The organism is Sphingomonas sp. AAP5 (assembly GCF_004354345.1).
Classification (GTDB): Bacteria; Pseudomonadota; Alphaproteobacteria; order Sphingomonadales; family Sphingomonadaceae; genus Sphingomonas; species Sphingomonas glacialis.
Genome location: NZ_CP037913.1, coordinates 233,545 through 252,414, shown reverse-complemented (window position 1 = coordinate 252,414; position 18,870 = coordinate 233,545). Strand labels below are relative to the sequence as shown.

16 protein-coding genes are annotated in these 18,870 nt (G+C 67.4%); 4 read left to right on the top strand and 12 right to left on the bottom strand.

Annotated features, from left to right (window positions below):
* Positions 1–32: 32 nt before the first annotated feature.
* Entirely contained in the window at positions 33–902 is an 870-nt protein-coding gene (phhA, locus tag E2E30_RS01110; RefSeq protein WP_133186440.1) for a phenylalanine 4-monooxygenase, read from the top strand.
* Positions 899–1,267, top strand: a complete 369-nt coding sequence (locus tag E2E30_RS01105) for a hypothetical protein (protein ID WP_133186438.1) — start codon at positions 899–901, stop codon at positions 1,265–1,267. Before phhA ends, E2E30_RS01105 begins: the two co-directional genes overlap by 4 nt.
* 7 nt (positions 1,268–1,274) lie before the next feature.
* Here E2E30_RS01105 and E2E30_RS01100 read toward each other — a convergent pair whose 3' ends face one another.
* The 10 genes from E2E30_RS01100 to E2E30_RS01055 all read right to left on the bottom strand — a co-directional run bounded on the left by E2E30_RS01100 (position 1,275) and on the right by E2E30_RS01055 (position 14,725).
* Positions 1,275–2,207 (bottom strand): 50S ribosomal protein L11 methyltransferase, encoded by a 933-nt coding sequence (locus E2E30_RS01100; protein ID WP_133186436.1) that lies wholly within the window; start codon positions 2,205–2,207, stop codon positions 1,275–1,277.
* A gap of 143 nt (positions 2,208–2,350) precedes the next feature.
* Positions 2,351–3,559 (bottom strand): ABC transporter permease, encoded by a 1,209-nt coding sequence (locus E2E30_RS01095; RefSeq protein ID WP_133186434.1) that lies wholly within the window; start codon positions 3,557–3,559, stop codon positions 2,351–2,353.
* Complete coding sequence (locus tag E2E30_RS01090) at positions 3,559–4,419, bottom strand: ABC transporter ATP-binding protein (protein ID WP_240699004.1); 861 nt, start codon at positions 4,417–4,419, stop codon at positions 3,559–3,561. Before E2E30_RS01090 ends, E2E30_RS01095 begins: the two co-directional genes overlap by 1 nt.
* Positions 4,409–5,782 (bottom strand): efflux RND transporter periplasmic adaptor subunit, encoded by a 1,374-nt coding sequence (locus E2E30_RS01085; RefSeq protein WP_133186432.1) that lies wholly within the window; start codon positions 5,780–5,782, stop codon positions 4,409–4,411. Before E2E30_RS01085 ends, E2E30_RS01090 begins: the two co-directional genes overlap by 11 nt.
* On the bottom strand, positions 5,783–7,258 hold the full coding sequence (locus E2E30_RS01080) for an efflux transporter outer membrane subunit (RefSeq protein WP_133186430.1): 1,476 nt from the start codon (positions 7,256–7,258) through the stop codon (positions 5,783–5,785). It lies immediately after the preceding gene.
* A gap of 129 nt (positions 7,259–7,387) precedes the next feature.
* Positions 7,388–9,445 carry an acetyl-CoA carboxylase biotin carboxylase subunit gene (locus E2E30_RS01075; protein WP_240699085.1) on the bottom strand — a complete coding sequence of 686 codons (2,058 nt, stop codon included), beginning with the start codon at positions 9,443–9,445 and terminating at the stop codon, positions 7,388–7,390.
* 174 nt (positions 9,446–9,619) lie between these two features.
* Complete coding sequence (locus tag E2E30_RS01070) at positions 9,620–9,979, bottom strand: lysozyme inhibitor LprI family protein (protein WP_133186426.1); 360 nt, start codon at positions 9,977–9,979, stop codon at positions 9,620–9,622.
* Complete coding sequence (gene bioB, locus E2E30_RS01065) at positions 9,970–11,064, bottom strand: biotin synthase BioB (protein WP_443018363.1); 1,095 nt, start codon at positions 11,062–11,064, stop codon at positions 9,970–9,972. Before bioB ends, E2E30_RS01070 begins: the two co-directional genes overlap by 10 nt.
* On the bottom strand, positions 11,061–13,202 hold the full coding sequence (gene scpA / locus E2E30_RS01060) for a methylmalonyl-CoA mutase (protein WP_133186424.1): 2,142 nt from the start codon (positions 13,200–13,202) through the stop codon (positions 11,061–11,063). Before scpA ends, bioB begins: the two co-directional genes overlap by 4 nt.
* The gene (locus E2E30_RS01055) at positions 13,199–14,725 is read right to left on the bottom strand and encodes an acyl-CoA carboxylase subunit beta (RefSeq protein WP_133186422.1); all 1,527 of its coding nucleotides are present in this window, start codon (positions 14,723–14,725) and stop codon (positions 13,199–13,201) included. The genes scpA and E2E30_RS01055 overlap by 4 nt, the downstream gene beginning before the upstream one ends.
* A gap of 87 nt (positions 14,726–14,812) precedes the next feature.
* Between E2E30_RS01055 and E2E30_RS01050 the strand changes: the two genes are divergently transcribed.
* Complete coding sequence (locus tag E2E30_RS01050; protein ID WP_133186420.1) at positions 14,813–16,222, top strand: helix-turn-helix domain-containing protein; 1,410 nt, start codon at positions 14,813–14,815, stop codon at positions 16,220–16,222.
* Positions 16,223–16,279: 57 nt separating this feature from the next.
* Here E2E30_RS01050 and E2E30_RS01045 read toward each other — a convergent pair whose 3' ends face one another.
* Positions 16,280–16,813 (bottom strand): DUF805 domain-containing protein, encoded by a 534-nt coding sequence (locus E2E30_RS01045; RefSeq protein ID WP_133186418.1) that lies wholly within the window; start codon positions 16,811–16,813, stop codon positions 16,280–16,282.
* A 68-nt stretch (positions 16,814–16,881) separates the two neighbouring features.
* Positions 16,882–18,387, bottom strand: a complete 1,506-nt coding sequence (locus E2E30_RS01040; RefSeq protein WP_133186416.1) for a YifB family Mg chelatase-like AAA ATPase — start codon at positions 18,385–18,387, stop codon at positions 16,882–16,884.
* Positions 18,388–18,527: 140 nt separating this feature from the next.
* Between E2E30_RS01040 and E2E30_RS01035 the strand changes: the two genes are divergently transcribed.
* A complete protein-coding gene (locus E2E30_RS01035) occupies positions 18,528–18,857 on the top strand; it encodes a hypothetical protein (protein WP_133186414.1) in 330 nt (109 codons plus the stop codon).
* The last annotated feature ends 13 nt before the right edge of the window (positions 18,858–18,870 follow it).

Below are 18,870 nucleotides of genomic sequence, written 5' to 3'. Positions count from 1 at the left end.
CAGACCCGCAGTGGCTGTGATACCCTGCAGCAATGACCGATGATACGCACGTTCTCGACCGCCCCCCGCCCGGCGCCTCCGCCGATTGGACGATCCCGCAGGATTGGGCGCATTTCAGCCAAGAAGAACACCACGTCTGGGACACCTTGTTCGCGCGCCAGGCAAAACTGCTGCCCGGTCGCGCGTCGGACGCCTATTTGCGCGGGCTAGATGTACTCAAGCTGTCTAAACCGGGGATTCCCGATTTCGAGGAACTGTCCGACCGGCTGATGAAGCTCACCGGCTGGCAAGTCGTCGCGGTGCCCGGGCTCGTCCCCGACGCCGTGTTCTTCGACCATATGGCGAACCGCCGCTTCGTCGCGGGCAATTTCATCCGCCGCGCCGACCAGCTCGATTATCTCCAGGAACCCGACGTGTTCCACGACGTGTTCGGCCATGTCCCGATGCTCGCCGATCCCGTCTTCGCCGATTACCTCGCGGCATACGGCCGCGGCGGGCAGCGCGCGCAGGGGCTCGATGCGCTGAAATATCTCGGCCGGCTGTATTGGTACACGGTCGAGTTCGGCCTCGTCGCCGAGCCCGAAGGCTTGCGGCTCTACGGCGCGGGGATCGTGTCGAGCTTTGCAGAGAGCCGGTTCGCACTCGATGACCCGAGCCCCAATCGCATCGCCTTCGATCTCGAACGCGTGATGCGCACCGAGTACCGGATCGACGATTTCCAGCAGAACTATTTCGTCATCCCGAGCTTCGAGGATCTGCTGCGCGTAACCGTCGAGACCGACTTCGCCCCGCTCTATACCAAGCTTGCCGAAATGCCCGACGTGCCGGTCGCGCAAATCCTGCCCGACGACACGCTGCTGACGCGCGGGTCGCAGGCCTATGCGCTGGCGAAGGCGTCGTGAGCCGCGCCGAACGCGAGCGCTGGGCGATGGCCGAGGAACAGTGGCCGACGCTGCAGGCGTTCATGACCGAGCGGCTCCATGTTTTCGGCCATTTGAAGGCGCTGCATGCCGAGATCGCCGAGGCGTTGCCGCAGCTGAGCTTCGACGAGCGCGCGACGATGGCGAGCGAATGCCGCGATTTTCTCCAGACGTTCAAGACACGCTATGACGACCGCGAGTTCCTGCGCGACGGCTTCGGCGTGCGCGGCGAGCTGCCGATCGACGATCGCGGGCGCAGCCAGGCCGGGCTGACGCGCGCCAAGGTGATCTACGATTCGCTGCTCGCTTCGCTCCGGCGCGAGAAGGCCGAGTGGCAGCCGGCCTGACGCGTCGCTAAAGATCGAGCGCCCAGCCGTCGCGCCCCTTCGGGTCGATCGGCTTGGTCGGGACATAGCGCACCGCGCCCGCGACGAGCCGCAGGATCGTCCAGTCGCCGCGCCCGTCGGTCTCGGCCAGCGTGCAGCCGCAGCCGGCAAACGCCGCGACGACATCGGCGCGCTGCGTGTCGAGCAAGCCCGCCAGGACGATCGTCGCGCCGGGCGCGGCAATTGCGGCGAGCTCGGGCGCCATCGACACCAAGGGGCCCGCCAGGATATTGGCGATCACCAGATCGTACGGCGCGCGTGCGGTGATCGTGTCGTCGAGCGCACCGTCGGCGACGATCAGCGCGATGCCATCGAGCGCATTGAGCTCGGCATTCTCGCGCGTGACGATGATCGCGCGCGGGTCGATATCGGTCGCGACGATCTCGGCCGTCGGCCACAGATGCTGTGCGGCGAAAGCGAGCAGTCCGGTGCCGGTGCCGATATCGATGATCCGCGCGAACGACTGGTCGGCGAGGCGATCGAGCATCGCGAGACACCCCGACGTGGTCGCATGGTGTCCGGTGCCGAACGCCTGCCCCGCCTCGATCAGAAAGGCGCGACCGCCTGCGGGGGCGGCGACGGGATGCGCGCTGGTATGGACGACGAAGCGCCCCTCGGCGATCGGCTCGAGCCCGTCCTGGCTCAGCGTCACCCAATCCTCGTCGGGCAGTTCCTCGACCTGCGGCGCGGTCTCCCCCGCACTCGGCGCGAGCAGGCGGATCGCGGCGATTGCCGCGGGCGTCGGCGCCACCTCGAGATAGGCGTCGAGCCGCCAATGCTCGCGATCGTCCTCCTCGAGTTCGGTCGTCATCAGCACCATGCCCTCGGCGATGTCATCGGCGGCATCGATCGCCTCGGCCTCGGCGCGGGTGCAGGGGAGCGTCACTTTCCAGCTGGTCATCGCTGCGTCCTGCCCGCGCCGCCCGCCCCGCGCAAGCGGGCATCCCCACTTCTCTCCGCGTCTCCGCGTCTCCGCGTGGACAAGAAATTGATTTCACGCGGAGACGCGGAGACGCGGAGAAGAAAGGGCGTAGCGCTACGCGGTTATTCGTGGCGGAGCGCGTCGATCGGGTTGAGTGCTGCCGCGCGGCGCGCGGGGAAATAGCCGAAGACGACGCCGATCACCGCCGAGATGCCGAATGCGATCAGGTTGATCTGCGGCACGAACAGGAAGTCGACCTTCATCACCGGCGCAAGGCCAAGGATCGCGAGTTGCGCGACGACGAGCCCGATCAGCCCGCCGAGCATCGACAGCGCGATCGCCTCGACGAGGAACTGCATCAACACCTCGTTCGCGACCGCGCCGATCGCGAGGCGGATGCCGATCTCGCGCGTGCGCTCGGTCACCGAGACGAGCATGATGTTCATGATCCCGATCCCGCCGACGATCAGGCTGATCGCCGCCACCGCGGTGACGATCCCGGTCAGCAAGGTGGTCGATTGCGTCAGCGTCGCTGAGATCTGGGCTGTATCGAAGATGTTGAAATCGTCGTCCTTGCCGCCGGTGATGTTGCGGCGTTCGCGCAACAGATCCTCGATCGAGGATTGCACCGCCGCGCTCGAATAGGCCTGGTCGACGCCGACCAGCATCAGCTTGAGGTCGGTCGTGCCGGTGAAGCGGCGCTGCACCGTCTTGAGCGGCATGATGATGACATCGTCCTGATCGCCGCCGAAACCCGCCTGCCCGCGCTTCGACAACAAGCCGATCACGTCGCACGAAATCCCGGCGATGCGCAGCCGCGTGCCGAGCGGCGACGCGCCGCGATAGAGATTGTCGTTGACGGTATTGCCGATGATGCAGATCGATTTGCCTGCGGCTTCCTCCGCCGGGGTGAAAATGCGCCCCTCGGCGAGCGGCCACGGCTGGACCTGGAAATAGGCGTTGGTCGTGCCGTTGACAGTGGTCGACCAGTTCGCGCCTTCGTAGATCGCGGTGCCGGTCGTGCCGGCCTGCGCCGCGACTGCGGTGACGCCGGCGATCTGGTCGCGGATCGCGGCGGGGTCGTCGGCCTTGAAGTCTGGCGGACGCGGTCCGCCGCCGCCGCGACCGAAGCCTTGGCCGGGGCGAATCTGGAGGATGTTGGTGCCGAGCGCGGCGATCGATTTCTGCACCGCCGCGGTCGTCGCCTGGCCGAGCGTCACCATCGTCACGACCGCTGCGACACCGATGATGATGCCGAGCGTGGTGAGGAACGAACGCAGCTTGTGGCGGGCGATCGAGCGCAGCGCGAGGAGGAGGGTCGTGCCGAACATTATGACTTCCCTCCAGCTTGCGGGAGGGGCGTGCTGGTGGGGCTATCGCTTGACGCACTGCCCTCCCCTAACCCCTCCCGCAAGCGGGAGGGGGATTCGTCGGGAGTCTCGCCCGGCCGATGCTGCGCCTCGACGCGCTCGACCAGCCCGTCCTTGAAATGGACGATGGTATGCGCGAACGCCGCCATGTCGGGTTCGTGCGTCACCATGATCACCGTGATCCCGCTGTCGCGATTGAGCCCCGACAGCAATTCCATGATCTCGATCGAGCGCTCCGAATCGAGGTTGCCGGTCGGCTCGTCCGCCAGCAGCACCGACGGCGAGGTGACGATCGCGCGCGCGATCGCGACGCGCTGCTGCTGCCCGCCCGACAGCTCGGCTGGCGTATGGTCCCACCAGTCGGCGAGCCCGACCTTGTCGAGCGCTGCCATCGCCAAAGCGCGCCGCTCCTTCTTCGCATCGCCGCGATACAGCAAGGGCAGCTCGACATTCTCGAGCGCGGTCGTGCGCGCGAGCAGATTGAACCCCTGGAACACGAAGCCGAGATACTTCCGCCGCAGCAACGCGCGCTGGTCGCGGTCGAGCGTCTCGACATGGACGCCCTTGAATACGAACGTCCCGCCGCTCGGCACGTCGAGACAGCCGAGGATGTTCATCGTCGTCGACTTGCCCGAGCCCGACGCCCCCATCACCGCGACGAAATCGCCCTGCGCGATGTCGAGGTCGATGCCCTTGAGCGCCTGGAACGCCGTCGCGCCCTCGCCGTACGTCTTGATGACCTGACGCAGCGCGATGATCGGTGCGCCCGCGGCCGGCACATATTGGCCCGCGACGTGGACGGCGGGGGCGTTACTGGCCACCGGCCTGCCCGCCCGACCGCTTGCGCTTGCCCGCCCCCGATGCGCTCGCGCCCGCCGCGAGCTGCCCGGTGATGACCTTGTCGCCGGGCTTGAGATTGCCGCCGATCACTTCGGTCATCGCGCCGTTGCTCTCACCCGTGGTGATCTGCACCGGCTGCGGCGTGCCCTGCGCATCGGCGATATAGACCGTCTGCGATCCGCCGCGCTTGACCGTCTCGCCCTTGCCCGTACCCGCGCCGCCACGCCGTGGACGACCGGGGATCAGCGCGCCGGCGATGCCCTTGTTGGCGCTCGCGCCCGTGTCGGTCGGCTTGAAGCGCAACGCGGCATTGGGGACGAGCAGGACGTTGGTCTTAGCGGTCGTGGTGATGTCGGCAGTCGCGGTCATGCCCGGGCGCAATTGGAGATTGGCGTTACCGACGCTCAGCGTCGCGCTGTACGACACGACTTGCCCGGTCGTGGTCGTCGTCGTGGTCGTCGTGCTCGCTTGCGCCGACAGGTTCGATCCGAGATCGACGCGCGTGATCGCCGCGGGGAAGGTCTTGCCCGGGAAGGCGTCGACCGTGAAGACCGCGCTCTGCCCTTCCTTGACCGACCCGACATCGGCTTCGTCGATCGCGACCTGGAGTTTCATCCGGCTGAGATCCTCGGCGATGACGAACAGCGTCGGCGTGCTGAACGAGGCGGCGACGGTCTGGCCCGGTTCGATCTGTCGCGCGAGCACGACGCCGTTGACGGGCGAGCGGATCACCGTCTTCACGAGCTGCGTCGCGTTCGACGACAGCGTCGCGCGTGCCGAGGCGACATTGGCCTGCGCCGCCCGCACATTGGCGATCGCGCGGTTCCTGTCGGCGATCGCCTGGTCCATCTCGGTCTTGGCGGGGACGCGCCCGCCCGACAGGCGGCTGACCTCCTGGAAGCGCGCGAGCGTCGCATTCGACTGCGACAGCGTCGCCTGATTCTGCGCGACCGTCGCGACCGCGGCATCGAGCGCGGCCTGGCTTTGGTTGACGGTATCCTGGAAACGCGACGGATCGACCAATGCGAGCGGCTGCCCCTTGGTCACGCGATCGTTGACGTCGACGACGACTTTAGTGACGAGCCCCGACAATTCCGATCCGACATTGACCTGGTTGGTCGGTGCAAGCTTGCCCGTTGCCGAGACGCTGACCGCCAATGCGCCGCGCGCGACGGTGTCGGTCGCATATTCGGGCTTGGCAGTGCCCCCGAAGGAGCTCTTGAGCAGGATCAGCAGCAACAGGATGCCGACGCCGACCGCAGCCCATTTCGCCCATCGGCGCCAGGCGGGAACCGACTTGGCGCCGAGAAATTCGTTGAGGTCGGTGCGCGCGGGATCGGCCATCTATCGTACCTGTGCGGGAGAGAGCGGGAGGGCGGTTGGGAGGGCGGCCGGATCGGCGGCACTGTCCCAGCCACCGCCGAGCGCGAGATAGAGCTGGACGAGCGCCGTTGCCTGGTCGGATTGCGCCTGGCTCAGGCCGTTGCGCGCGGTGAGCAAGCTCGCCTCCGACGTGTTGAGCGTGGTGAAATCGGTCAGCCCCGCGCGGTATTGCGTGCGCGACAGGATCGCGCTGTTGTTCGCGGCATCGAGCGCGATCGCGAACTGTGCTGCACGACGCTTGGCACTATCGAGCGCGACGACCGCGTTTTCGACATCCTCGAGCCCACTCAGCACCGTCGATTTGTACGCCGCGAACGAACCCTCCGCCGCCGCCTCGCTCGCGCGGACTTGCGAGCGCAGCCGCCCGCCGTTGAAGATCGCCTGCGTCAGCCCGGCGAACACCTGGCCCGCGATGCTCTGGAACAGGTCGCCTAGATGCGACGCGTCGGTCGAGACGCTGCCGCTGATTGCGAGCGCCGGATAGAGCGCCGCCTTCGATATGCCGATCTGCGCCGTCGCCGCGGCAAGCGCGCGCTCCGCCGCGCGGACATCGGGGCGCTGGCGCAGCGTGTCGATCGGAATGCCGACCGCGACCGATGCCGGCCCCGTCGGGATCGGCCGCGCCACCGCCAGCTCGGCCTTGAGCGCGCCGGGGGCCTGGCCGGTCAGCACGCCCAATCGCGACACCGCAGCGTTGTAATTCTGCTCGATCGTCGGGATCGTCGCCGCGGTCGAGGCGCGCTGCGAACGCGCCTGCTCGGCATCGAGCGAGGAGACCAGCCCCGCCTGGACGCGGAAGCCCGCGATCTGGAGGTTGTCGTCCTGCAATCGCAGCGAATCGCGCGCATTGGCGAGCTGCGCTTGATACAGCCGCGCGAGCATGTAGTTACGCGCGGTCTCGGCCTGGGTCGACAGCACGACCGTCGCGTAATCATAGCCCGACGCCTGATATTGCGCGCGGCTCGCCTCGACCGTGCGGCGCACTTCGCCGAACAGCCCGACCTGATATTGCACGTCGAGCCCGAGCGACAGCGTGTCGCCCGATCCGCGCCCGGTTATGACCGTCGCGCCGCCGGGCAAGGTCGTCGTGCCGCCGCGGATACTTTGCGAGCGCGTATAGCCGCCCGACCCGCTCAGCGTCGGCAGCAATTGCGCGCGCGACTGGACCAGCGCTTCGCGCGCCTGGCGCAGCCGCGCGACGGCCTGCGCGATGTCGAGATTGTTGGTGCGGGCACGCTCGACGATGCTCGCCAGCAGCGGATCGTTGAACTGCGTCCACCACGCGGTGAGATCGGCGGCAGGGCGGCCGTCGCTCGGCACCGAATACAGATCGGGCACGCCGAGCGTCGCGGGCGTGGCGGGGTGGTAATTGGGGCCAACCGTACACGCCGCCAGCGGTACGGTGACGGCGAGCAGCAGGGAAAGGCGGTGACGCATGGTGTTCGTGTGGACTAGCACACCGTGCGAGGTCCACCGATTTATTGTCGCAACCTGTCGCGGTTCCGTCCTGACGCGATACGAAATGTCGGTATCGCGGATCGCGTCAGCGCGAGACGCCGCCCGCGGCTATTCCATCTCGAGGATCACCGCATCGACCGCGAGGCTGTCGCCGGGCGCAGCGTTGACCGATTTGACCGTGCCCGCCTTCTCGGCGCGCAGGATATTTTCCATCTTCATGGCTTCCACCACCGCAAGCGGCTGCCCCGCCTCGACCTTGTCGCCCGCGCCGACATCGAGCCGCATCAGCAGGCCGGGCATCGGGCAGAGCAGGAACTTCGACAGATCGGGTGGGATCTTGGTGATCATGTGCTGCGCGTAGGGCGCGACATGCGCCGGGAGCACGCGCGCGACGTGACTCGCGCCGCGCGTGGTGAGCTTGAAGCCGGTGCGGGTGCGCGAAATCTTGACGGTCAGCGGCGCATCGTCGAGCTCGGCGTCTACATAGCGGTCGCCCGGCGTATATTCGAGCGCGATGTCGAGATCGGCATCGTCGACGGTGATCCCATCGGTCGAGATCGACACGAGATGATCGCTGTTGCCGATCCGCACCGACCATTCCGACGGCGGGCGCAGCCGCTTGCCGAGCTGCCCGTCGATGCGGCGCGCGCGGTCGGCCTCGGCGGTCGCGGCGAAGGCGGCAATCGCGGCGAGCGCTTCGATCAGGTCTGCGTCGGCGGGGGCACCGTGGAAGCCGTCGGGATATTCCTCGGCGATGAAGCCGGTCGTGATATTGCCCGAGCGGAAGCGCGGGTGCTGCATCAGCGCCGAAAGGAAATCCAAGTTGTTGCCAGGACCTTCGATCTCGAACGCGTCGAGCGCGGCGATCTGCTCGTCGATCGCTTCCTCGCGGGTCGGCGCCCAGGTTATCAGCTTGGCGATCATAGGATCGTAGAACATCGACACTTCGCCGCCCTCGCGGACGCCGTCGTCGACGCGGGTATAGGCTTCTTCTTGCCCCCCTCCCGCTTGCGGGAGGGGTTGGGGGAGGGGCGTGCCGGAGAGGTTCGCGCTCGCGGCACGCCCCTCCCCTAGCCCCTCCCGCAAGCGGGAGGGGGAAAGGTAGGGCGTCTCGCTGCTTTCGGGCGGATTGTACCGCACCAGCCGGCCAATGCTCGGCAAGAATCCGCGATACGGGTCCTCGGCATAGACGCGGTTCTCGATCGCCCAGCCGTTGAGCTGGACGTCGTCCTGCGAGAAGCCGAGCGGTTCCCCCGCCGCCACGCGGATCATCAGCTCGACCAGATCGAGCCCGGTCACCGCCTCGGTCACCGGATGCTCGACCTGCAGCCGGGTGTTCATCTCGAGGAAGTAGAAGCCTTCGCCGGTGGTATCGGCGCCCGACACGATCAACTCGACCGTCCCCGCCGAGAAATAGCCCACCGCGCGGGCGAGGGCTACCGCCTGCTCGCCCATGGCCTTGCGCATCTTCGGCGTGACGAACGGCGACGGCGCTTCCTCGACCACCTTCTGGTGGCGGCGCTGGATCGAGCATTCGCGCTCGCCGAGATAGACGATGTTGCCGTGCTGGTCGCCCATCACCTGGATCTCGATGTGGCGCGGGCTTTCGATGAACTTCTCGATGAACACACGGTCGTCGCCGAACGACGCGAGCCCCTCGCGCTTGGTCGCCTCGAAGCCTTCGCGCACGTCCTGCTCGGAGTAAGCGAGCCGCATCCCCTTGCCGCCGCCGCCGGCCGAGGCCTTCATCATCACCGGGTAACCGATGCCCGAGGCGATCTCGACCGCATGATCGGTGCTGTCGATCTCGCCAAGAAAGCCCGGCACGACGTTGACGCCCGCCGCCTTGGCGAGCTTCTTCGATTCGATCTTGTCGCCCATCGCGGCGATTGCTTTCGGGGGCGGGCCGACAAACGCGATCCCGGCATCGGCGCAGGCGCGCGCGAAGCTCTCGCGCTCGGACAGGAAGCCGTAGCCTGGGTGGATACAGTCGGCGCCGGTTTCCTTGGCGGCGAGCAGGATCAAGTCGGCGAGCAGATAGCTCTCGCCCGCGGGGGGCGGCCCGAGCCGGACGGCTTCGTCGGCCATCAGCACGTGCGGGGAGCGCGCATCGGCGTCGGAATAGACCGCGACGGTGGCGATCCCCATCTTCTTGGCGGTGCGCATCACGCGGCAGGCGATTTCACCGCGATTGGCGACGAGGATCTTCTTGAACACGCTAACTTCTCCCCTCCCGCTTGCGGGAAGGACCAGAGGAAGGCCCGTCCGCAAGAGGTGAAACCTGGAGGGAGGATGGCCCCTCCCCCTAACCCCTCCCGTAACCGGGAAGGGAACTCGTCATCACTGGTACCAGATCATCGATTTCAGTTGCGCCGTCCGCGCTCGCGTCAGGTCGGTTCGGCACGCCGCCATCGTCATGCCTTGCGCCGATCCGCCGGCATATTGCCCGCCCTCGATGACGCACTGCGCATCGCGATACTTGAGCCACGCACGCTGGCTTTCGAGCAAGGCGCCCGCATAACCGAACCCGCCGCCGCGCGAGGTATCCTGCGCATCGCGGCCCTTCATATAGGCATAGGTCCGCTTCCACTGCGCGGTCATCGCGGCGTCGGCCTGCGCGTAGCTTGCACCCGTGCTGCGGTTCATCGCTGCCTGGGTCTGGATCGGCGCGGCGGTGAGAAGCAGCGCGATCAGCAGCACGTCTTTTCCTTCCGCATCGGTTCCTCGCCGACCATCGGGACGAGCCCGAGCTTCGCCAGCAGCGCGGCGTCCTTGTCGTCGCCGGCATTGCCCGTGGTGAGCAGCTTGTCGCCGGTGAAGATCGAGTTCGCGCCCGCCATGAAGCACAAAGCCTGCGTCGCCTCGGACATGCTCTCACGCCCCGCCGACAGCCGCACCATGCTCAGCGGCATCGTGACGCGCGCGACCGCGACCGTGCGGACGAACTCGATATCGTCGATCGCGGCGAGCGGCGTGTCGGCGAGCATGTTGCCGAGCACGGTGCCCTTGACCGGCACCAGCGCATTGACCGGCACGCTCTCGGGATGGCGCGGCAGCGTGGCCAGCGCATGGACGAAGCCGACGCGATCGGCGCGCGTCTCGCCCATGCCGACGATCCCGCCGCAGCAGACATTGATGCCCGCCTCACGCACGTTCTCGAGCGTGTCGAGCCGGTCCTGGAAGGTCCGCGTCGTGATGACCTCGGCGTATTTTTCCGGCGAGGTGTCGATGTTGTGGTTGTAGTAATCGAGCCCCGCCGCGGCGAGCTGCTCGGCCTGTGCCGGCGTCAGCATGCCGAGCGTCATGCAGGTCTCCATCCCCATCTGGCGGACGCCCTGCACCATCTCGATGATCGCAGGCATGTCCTTGTCCTTGGGGTTGCGCCAGGCGGCACCCATGCAGAAGCGCTGGCTCCCCGCGTCGCGCGCCTGCGCGGCGGATTGCAGGACGGCGCGGACGTCCATCAGCTTGCTCGCCTTGAGCTCGGTCTCGGCCGAGGCGGACTGGTTGCAATAGCCGCAATCCTCGGGGCAGCCGCCGGTCTTGATCGACAAGAGCGTGCACAGCTGCACCTGCCCCGCGGCGTGGTGTGCGCGGTGCGTGGTCTGGGCGCGGAACATCAGTTCGTCGAAGGGGAGATCGAACAAAGCGGCGATCTCGGCGCGGGTCCAGTCGGTGCGCACGTCGTCACCCCGGACCTGTCCCGCCTCAGCTTGCAAGGTCGGCGCGTGTGGCGCGGTGGACCCCGGAACAAGTCCGGGGTGACGGAGCGTATCTACAGTCATTTCACATCTTCCTCGACCGGCGGCATGTTGTGCCCCAGCAACCGCAACACTTCGCCCGCCGCCTCGACCAGATTGGTCCCGGGCCCGAAAATCCCCTGCACGCCGGCGTCGCGCAACACCTGATAATCCTGCGCCGGGATCACCCCGCCCGCGATCACCTTGATGTCGCCGCGCCCGGCCTCGCGCAGATGCCCGATCAGCTCTGGGATCAGTGTCTTGTGCCCCGCCGCGAGCGACGACGCGCCGACCACGTCGACATCGCTTTCGATCGCGAGCTTGGCCGCTTCGGACGGTGTCTGGAACAACGGCCCCGGCACGACGTCGAACCCGAGATCGCCAAACGCCGACGACACGAGGTTCGCGCCGCGGTCATGCCCGTCCTGCCCCATCTTGGCGACGAGCATGCGCGGACGGCGGCCGTTGCGCGTCTCGAGCGAGACGACGCCTTCCTTGAGCCCCTGCCATGCCGCGTCGAATTCGTGCGCGCCGCCGTAAATGCCCGACACCGGGGTGGGGACTGTGTCGTAGCGGCCGAAGATATCCTCCATGGCGGAGGAAATCTCGCCGAGCGTCGCGCGCTGGCGGGCGCATTCGACCGCGAGCGCGAGCACATTGGTCGTGCCGCGCGCGCCTTCGCGCAACGCGTCGAGCGCCGCCGTGCATTTCGCCTCGTCGCGCCCAGCCTTCGACCGCGCGATCCGCGCGATCTGCGATTCGCGCACCGCCACGTTGTCGACGTCGAGAATGTCGATCGGGTCCTGCTCAGCGAGCTTGTACTTGTTGACGCCGACGATGACGTCCTCGCCCTTGTCGACGCGCGCCGCGCGGCCGGCCGAGGCTTCCTCGATCATCGCCTTGGGCCAGCCCGCCGCAACCGCCTGCGCCATACCGCCCTCGGCCTCGACGCGCTGGATGATCTCCCACGCCTTGTCGACCAGCTCCTCGGTGAGCGCCTCGATATAATAGCTGCCGCCGAGCGGATCGACGACCTTGGTCATCCCCGTCTCTTCCTGCAGCACGATCTGCGTGTTGCGCGCGATCCGCGCCGAGAAATCGGTCGGCAGCGCGATCGCCTCGTCGAGCGCATTGGTGTGGAGCGACTGCGTCCCCCCCAGCATCGCCGCCATCGCCTCGACCGTCGTGCGGATCACGTTGTTGTACGGATCCTGCTCGGTCAGCGACACGCCCGACGTCTGGCAATGCGTGCGCAGCATCTTGGAGCGCTCGTCCTTCGCACCGAGATCGGTCATCACGCGGTGCCACAGTTTGCGCGCGGCGCGCAGCTTGGCGACTTCCATGAAGAAGTTCATGCCGATCGCGAAGAAGAACGACAGCCGCCCGGCAAACGCGTCGAGATCGAGCCCGCTCGCCATCGCCGCCTTGGCATATTCGCGCCCGTCGGCGATCGTGAACGCCAGCTCCTGCAGCTGCGTCGCGCCCGCTTCCTGCATGTGATAGCCGGAGATCGAGATCGAGTTGAACTTGGGCATATGCGCCGAGGTGTAGGCGATGATGTCCGAGATGATCCGCATGCTCGGCGCCGGCGGGTAGATATAGGTGTTGCGGACCATGAACTCCTTGAGGATGTCGTTCTGGATGGTCCCGTCGAGAAGCGCCTGAGGCACCCCCTGCTCCTCGCCCGCGACGATGAAGAAGGCGAGGATCGGGATCACCGCGCCGTTCATCGTCATCGAGACCGACATCTTGTCGAGCGGGATGCCGTCGAACAGGATCTTCATGTCGTCGATCGTGTCGATCGCCACGCCCGCCTTGCCGACATCGCCGGTCACGCGCGGATGGTCCGAGTCATACCCGCGATGCGTCGCCAGATCGAACGCGACCGACAGCCCCTTCTGCCCCGCCGCCAGGTTGCGGCGGTAGAAGGCGTTCGAGGCCTCGGCGGTCGAGAAGCCCGCATATTGCCGGATCGTCCACGGCCGCCCCGCATACATCGACGCGCGCACCCCGCGCGTGAACGGCGCGAAGCCGGGGAGGCCGGGGTCGATCCCCTCGACATCGGCCGCGGTATAGAGCGGCTTGACCGCAATCCCCTCGGGCGTCTGCCAGGTCAGGTCGCGACCTTTGACTTCCTTGGCAGCAGCCGCCTGCCAGTCGCTCAGCGTTGGTTTGTCGGTCATAATGGGATGTTGTCGTGCTTTTTCCACGGGTTTTCGAGCGCCTTGCCGCGCAGCTTGCGCAAGCCCAGCGCGATGCGGCGGCGCGTCGAGTGCGGCTGGATCACCTCGTCGATGAACCCCTTGCTCGCCGCGACGAACGGGTTGGCGAAGCGCGCCTCGTACTGCGCGGTCTGCTCGGCGATCTCCTCGGGCGAGCGGCCGCGGAAGATGATCTCGACCGCACCCTTCGCGCCCATCACCGCGATCTCGGCGGTCGGCCAAGCGTAATTGAGGTCGCCGCGCAAATGCTTCGACGCCATCACGTCATACGCGCCGCCGTAAGCTTTCCGCGTGATCACGGTGATCTTGGGCACGGTCGCCTCGGCATAGGCGAACAGCAGCTTGGCGCCGTGCTTGATGATGCCGTTCAATTCCTGCGCGGTGCCCGGCAGGAAGCCCGGCACATCGACGAAGGTGACGATCGGGATCTCGAACGCGTCGCAGAAGCGGACGAAGCGCGCCGCCTTTTTCGACGAATTGATGTCGAGGCAGCCGGCGAGCACCATCGGCTGGTTCGCGACGAAGCCGACGGTGCGCCCCTCGATCCGCCCGAACCCGATGATGATGTTGCCGGCATGCGTCGGCTGGACCTCGAAGAAATCGCCCTCGTCGACCGTCTTCCGGATCAGCTCGTGCATGTCGTACGGCTGGTTGGCGCTCGCCGGCACCAACTGGTCGAGGCTGTGCTCGATCCGGTCCCACGGATCGGACGACGGCCGTTCGGGCGATGCTTCCCGGTTCGAGGCGGGAAGGAAATCCACGAAGTCGCGGGCCGCGAGCAGCGCCTCGATATCGTTCTCGAAGGCCACGTCGGCGACCCCCGACTTCGTGGTATGCGTCACCGCTCCACCCAGTTCCTCCTGCGTGACGATCTCGTTGGTAACGGTCTTCACTACATCTGGGCCGGTGACGAACATGTAGGAACTATCCTTCACCATGAAGATGAAGTCGGTCATCGCCGGGGAATAGACGGCACCCCCGGCGCATGGCCCCATGATGAGAGAGATTTGCGGCACGACGCCGCTCGCCAGCACGTTGCGCTGGAACACTTCGGCATAGCCGCCGAGCGATGCGACGCCCTCCTGGATGCGCGCGCCGCCGCTGTCGTTGAGCCCGATCACCGGCGCGCCGACCTTGAGCGCCATGTCCATGATCTTGCAGATCTTCTGCGCATGACGCTCGCTGAGCGAACCGCCGAACACGGTGAAATCTTGGCTGAAGACGAACACCAGCCGGCCGTTGATCGTGCCCGAACCCGTGACGACGCCGTCGCCGGGGATGATCTGGTCCTGCATCCCGAAATCGACGCAATTGTGCTCGACATACATGTCGAGCTCCTCGAACGAACCTTCGTCGAGCAGGACATTGAGCCGCTCGCGCGCGGTCAGCTTGCCCTTGGCGTGTTGCGCGGCGATGCGCTTTTCACCGCCACCCATGCGGGCGGCGTCGCGCTTGCGGTCCAGTTCGGCGAGGGTCGAAGACATGCGCACTCCCTTAGGTCGCGCTCGTCTTGCCGCTCTGCGCGCACTATGCAAATGTGGTTTTGCAAATATGCGTGTGGAAACTTCACAATGCCCGTCCCCCAGTCGCGCCGATCGTTCGACGGCTACCGTGTCCGCGCGGTGCGCAAGCAGCTCGGCCTGAGCCAGGCCGAGATGGCGCGGTCGCTCGCCATCTCGGTGTCGTATCTCTCGCAGATCGAGAGCGGTGACCGGCCGATCACGGGCAACGTGCTGGCAGCGCTCGCGACGCACTATCCGCATGACTGGTCGGCGATCGACCCGAGCGAAACCGAGACACTGCTGTCGGATGTGATCGACGCCTGTTCGGACCCGAGCGTCGGCGACGTCGTTAGTGATCTCAGCGATATCGAACGCGTCATCCGCCAGCACCCGTTGATCGCCCGCCGCCTCGCCGCGCTCTATGCGACGCAGCGCGCCCATCTCGCGCAATTGCGCGCGCTCGACGATCAGGTCGGCGCCGAGGGCAGCGCGCGCCGCCTGCCGTGGGAGGAAGTGCGCGACTGGTTTCACGCGCAGCAGAACTACATCGACGAGATCGACCGCGCCGCCGAGCGGATCGCCGCCGAATTCGCCGACGGCCCGGCGCTGCAGCAGATCGAGGCGCGGCTGCTCGACCGGTTCGGCGTGCGCGTCGCGCCGATCGCAAAGGGCGACAGCGCGATCCGCGCGTTCGATCCGGCGGGCGTGCTGCATGTCGATCCGTCGCAGCCGGCCGAAAGCATCCTGTTCTCGGTCGCGTATCAGCTCGCGCGGCTCGAATTCGGCGATCTCGTCGCGAGCATCGCAGCACGCGGATCGCAGACGAGCGTCGGACGCCAGCTGCTCGGCGCGGGCATCACCAATTACGCCGCCGGGGCATTGCTGATGCCGTACCTCGCCTTCCGCCAGGCCGCGCGCGAGTGTCGCCACGACGTCGACCAGCTCCGGCTCCAGTTCGGGACGAGCTTCGAGCAAACCTGCCACCGCCTCTCGACGCTCCAGCGCCCCGGCGCGCTCGGCATCCCCGTCTTCTTCTGCCGCGTCGACATGGCGGGCAACATCACCAAGCGGCATTCGGCGACACGGCTCGAATTCGCGCGCTTCGGCGGGGCCTGTCCGCTCTGGGTGGTGCACGAAGCCGTGGCGATCCCCGATCGCATCCTCGTCCAGCTCGCCGAGACGCCCGACAGCGTGCGCTACGTCTCGATGGCAAAGGGGCTCGTCAAACCGTCGAACAGCTATACGCGCGCCCCGCGCCGCTACGCCGTCGCGCTCGGCTGCGAGGAGCGGTACGCGTCGGCCTTCGTCTATGCCGATGGCTTGCGCACCGACAGCAGCGCGACGCCGATCGGCAGCTCGTGCCGCGTCTGCCCGCGCGCCGATTGCGACCAGCGCGCCTTCCCGCCGGCCGCGAGCGATTTGCACATCGATCCCGACCGGCGCGGGCGGATCCCTTACGAGCTCCGCACCACGCCGTAGCGGTGGCGGCGACCGCCCCGATCGCCGCGCCGTTCCCGCGTCACGCGACCGTGCCGATTACTCGAACGTGCGCGCCAGATCGGCAGGAACGTCCGCCTTGGGATCGTTGCCGAAGCGGTTGGGGCCCGGCGTGCCGGCGGTGCAATACCAGACGAACACGAGGATGCTGCAGACCAGCGCGGCAAGCCCGGCGACGCCTGCCAGTACCATCACGCCCATGTTTCCCGACGCCGCGCTGCCCGCCACGGCGAAGATCGCGACGAATACCGGGACCATCGGCAGCAGGATGTACCAGCCGCTGCGGTCGATGTCGTGCATCCGCCGCACCGCGACCGCGATGTTGGGCAGCAGCACCGCAAGCGAGAAGATATTGCTGAGGATCCCGCCGCGCAGATTGCCCGCCGCAGCGACGCTACCCGGCACTGCACTCGTCGTGCCGGTTGCCTGTCCGCCAAGCCCGAGCGCTGCGTCGATGAAGCTGAGCACGATGCCGACGATCACCTGGAACAGGATCCACATCCAATATTCCTTGCGGCGCGAGCGGCCATTGAAGTGCGCGTAGCGCTTCAACGGCAAGATCATCCATTCCATCGTCTATCCCCTGGCGCGGGCTGCGCATCCTTATAGTGTCGCGGCCAAACATTGCGGGGGCAAGTCCTTCAATTGCGCGGCGCTTGGCGGCGATAGCTCAACGCCTCGGCGACGTGCAGCCGCCCGACCTGCTCGGCCCCGGCGAGATCGGCGATCGTCCGCGCGACGCGCAGGATGCGCGTATAGCCCCGCGCCGACAGCCGCATCGCCGCCGATGCCTGCGCCAGCAACGCGCGCCCGGGATCGTCGGGCGTCGCGACCGCATCGAGCAATGCGCCATCGGCCTCGGCGTTGGTGCGCACCGGGTGATCGGCGTAGCGCAGCGTCTGGACGCCGCGCGCCGTCGCAACGCGCGCCGCGACCTCGGCCGAACCTTCGGCGGGCGGCGGCAGCACGAGATCCGCCGCGCTCACCGCCGGCACTTCGACATGCAAATCGATCCGGTCGAGCAGCGGGCCCGACACCTTCGCCTGGTAATCCGCGGCACAGCGCGGCGCGCGCGAGCACGCCAGCGCGGCATCGCCGAGATGCCCGCAGCGGCACGGATTCATCGCCGCGATCAACTGGACGCGCGCCGGGAAAGTGACGTGCGCATTGGCGCGCGCGACGCTGACCGTTCCCGTCTCGAGCGGCTGGCGCAGCGAATCGAGCACCGCACGCTGGAACTCGGGCAGTTCGTCGAGGAACAGCACGCCGAGATGCGCGAGGCTGACTTCGCCCGGCTTGACCTTCAATCCACCGCCGACCAGCGCCGCCATCGACGCCGAATGATGCGGCGCGCGGTACGGCCGCGACCGAGTCAGACGCCCCCCGGTGAGCGTGCCCGCGACACTCGCCACCATCGACACTTCGAGCGCTTCGGCCGGATCGAGCGGCGGCAGGATGCCGGGCAGGCACGATGCCATCAGCGACTTGCCCGACCCAGGCGGGCCGACCATCAAAAGGTTGTGCCCGCCAGCCGCCGCGATCTCGAGCGCGCGCTTGGCGGTTTCCTGCCCCTTGACCTGGCGCAGATCGGGTCCGGCAAGCACCGCCTCGACCGTGCCTGGCTGCGGTGCGCCGAGCAGGCCATGCCCCTTGAAGTGGTTGATCAGCGAGAGGATGTCGGGCGCGGCGAGCACCGCCTGCCCCGCCCATGCCGCCTCGGCGCCCTGCGCCGCCGGGCAGATCAGCCCGAGCCCACGCTCCGAGGCATGCAGCGCCGCGAGCAGCACCCCCGGCGACGGCGCAATCCGTGCGTCGAGGCTCAATTCGCCGACGACGAGATAGTCGCTCAGCGTCTCGGCATCGACCACGCCCATCGCGGCAAGCAACCCGAGCGCGATCGGCAAGTCGAAATGCGATCCTTCCTTGGGCAAGTCGGCGGGCGAGAGATTGACCACGATCCGCTTGGGCGGCAGCGCAAGCCCCATCGCGGCGATCGCGCCGCGCACGCGCTCGCGGCTCTCGCCGACCGCCTTGTCGCCGAGCCCGACGACATAGAAGCCCGGCAATCCGGGAATGAGCTGCACCTGGACCTCGACGGCACGCGCCTCGAGCCCGAGATACGCCACCGTCGACACGCTCGCGACCATCCCCACCCCCCAGCAAGTGCTGACAGCATAACGTCTTTTGCCCGTGACGATAGCGGGCGTGCTGGCGTGGCGCGATCGCGCCTTGCCGAACCGGCCCGCGCGACCCACATCGAACGTCAATGAAGCCGCAACGCCATCCAATGCTCCGTACGCTATGGTTTTCCACCGGCGTCGTTCTGGTGATTCTCTCGCCGCTGGTCGGTGCGATTCCCGGACCGGGCGGCATTTTCGTGTTCGCCGCAGGCCTTGCGCTGATGTTGCAGAATTCGCACCGCACCAAGCGAATCTTCGTCGACACCAAGCGTCGCTGGCCAGCGATCGGCCATTATGCCGACATGGGGCTGCGCCGCAAAAGCGCGGCGCGGCGCCGTGCGCGCGACAAGGCGGTGATGCCCGAGGGTCCGCCGCCGACCTTCCGCCAGCGCCTCGCCGAGATTCTCGCCCCGCCGACGAACGATCGCCCGCGTTGACTTTGCGCAGGTC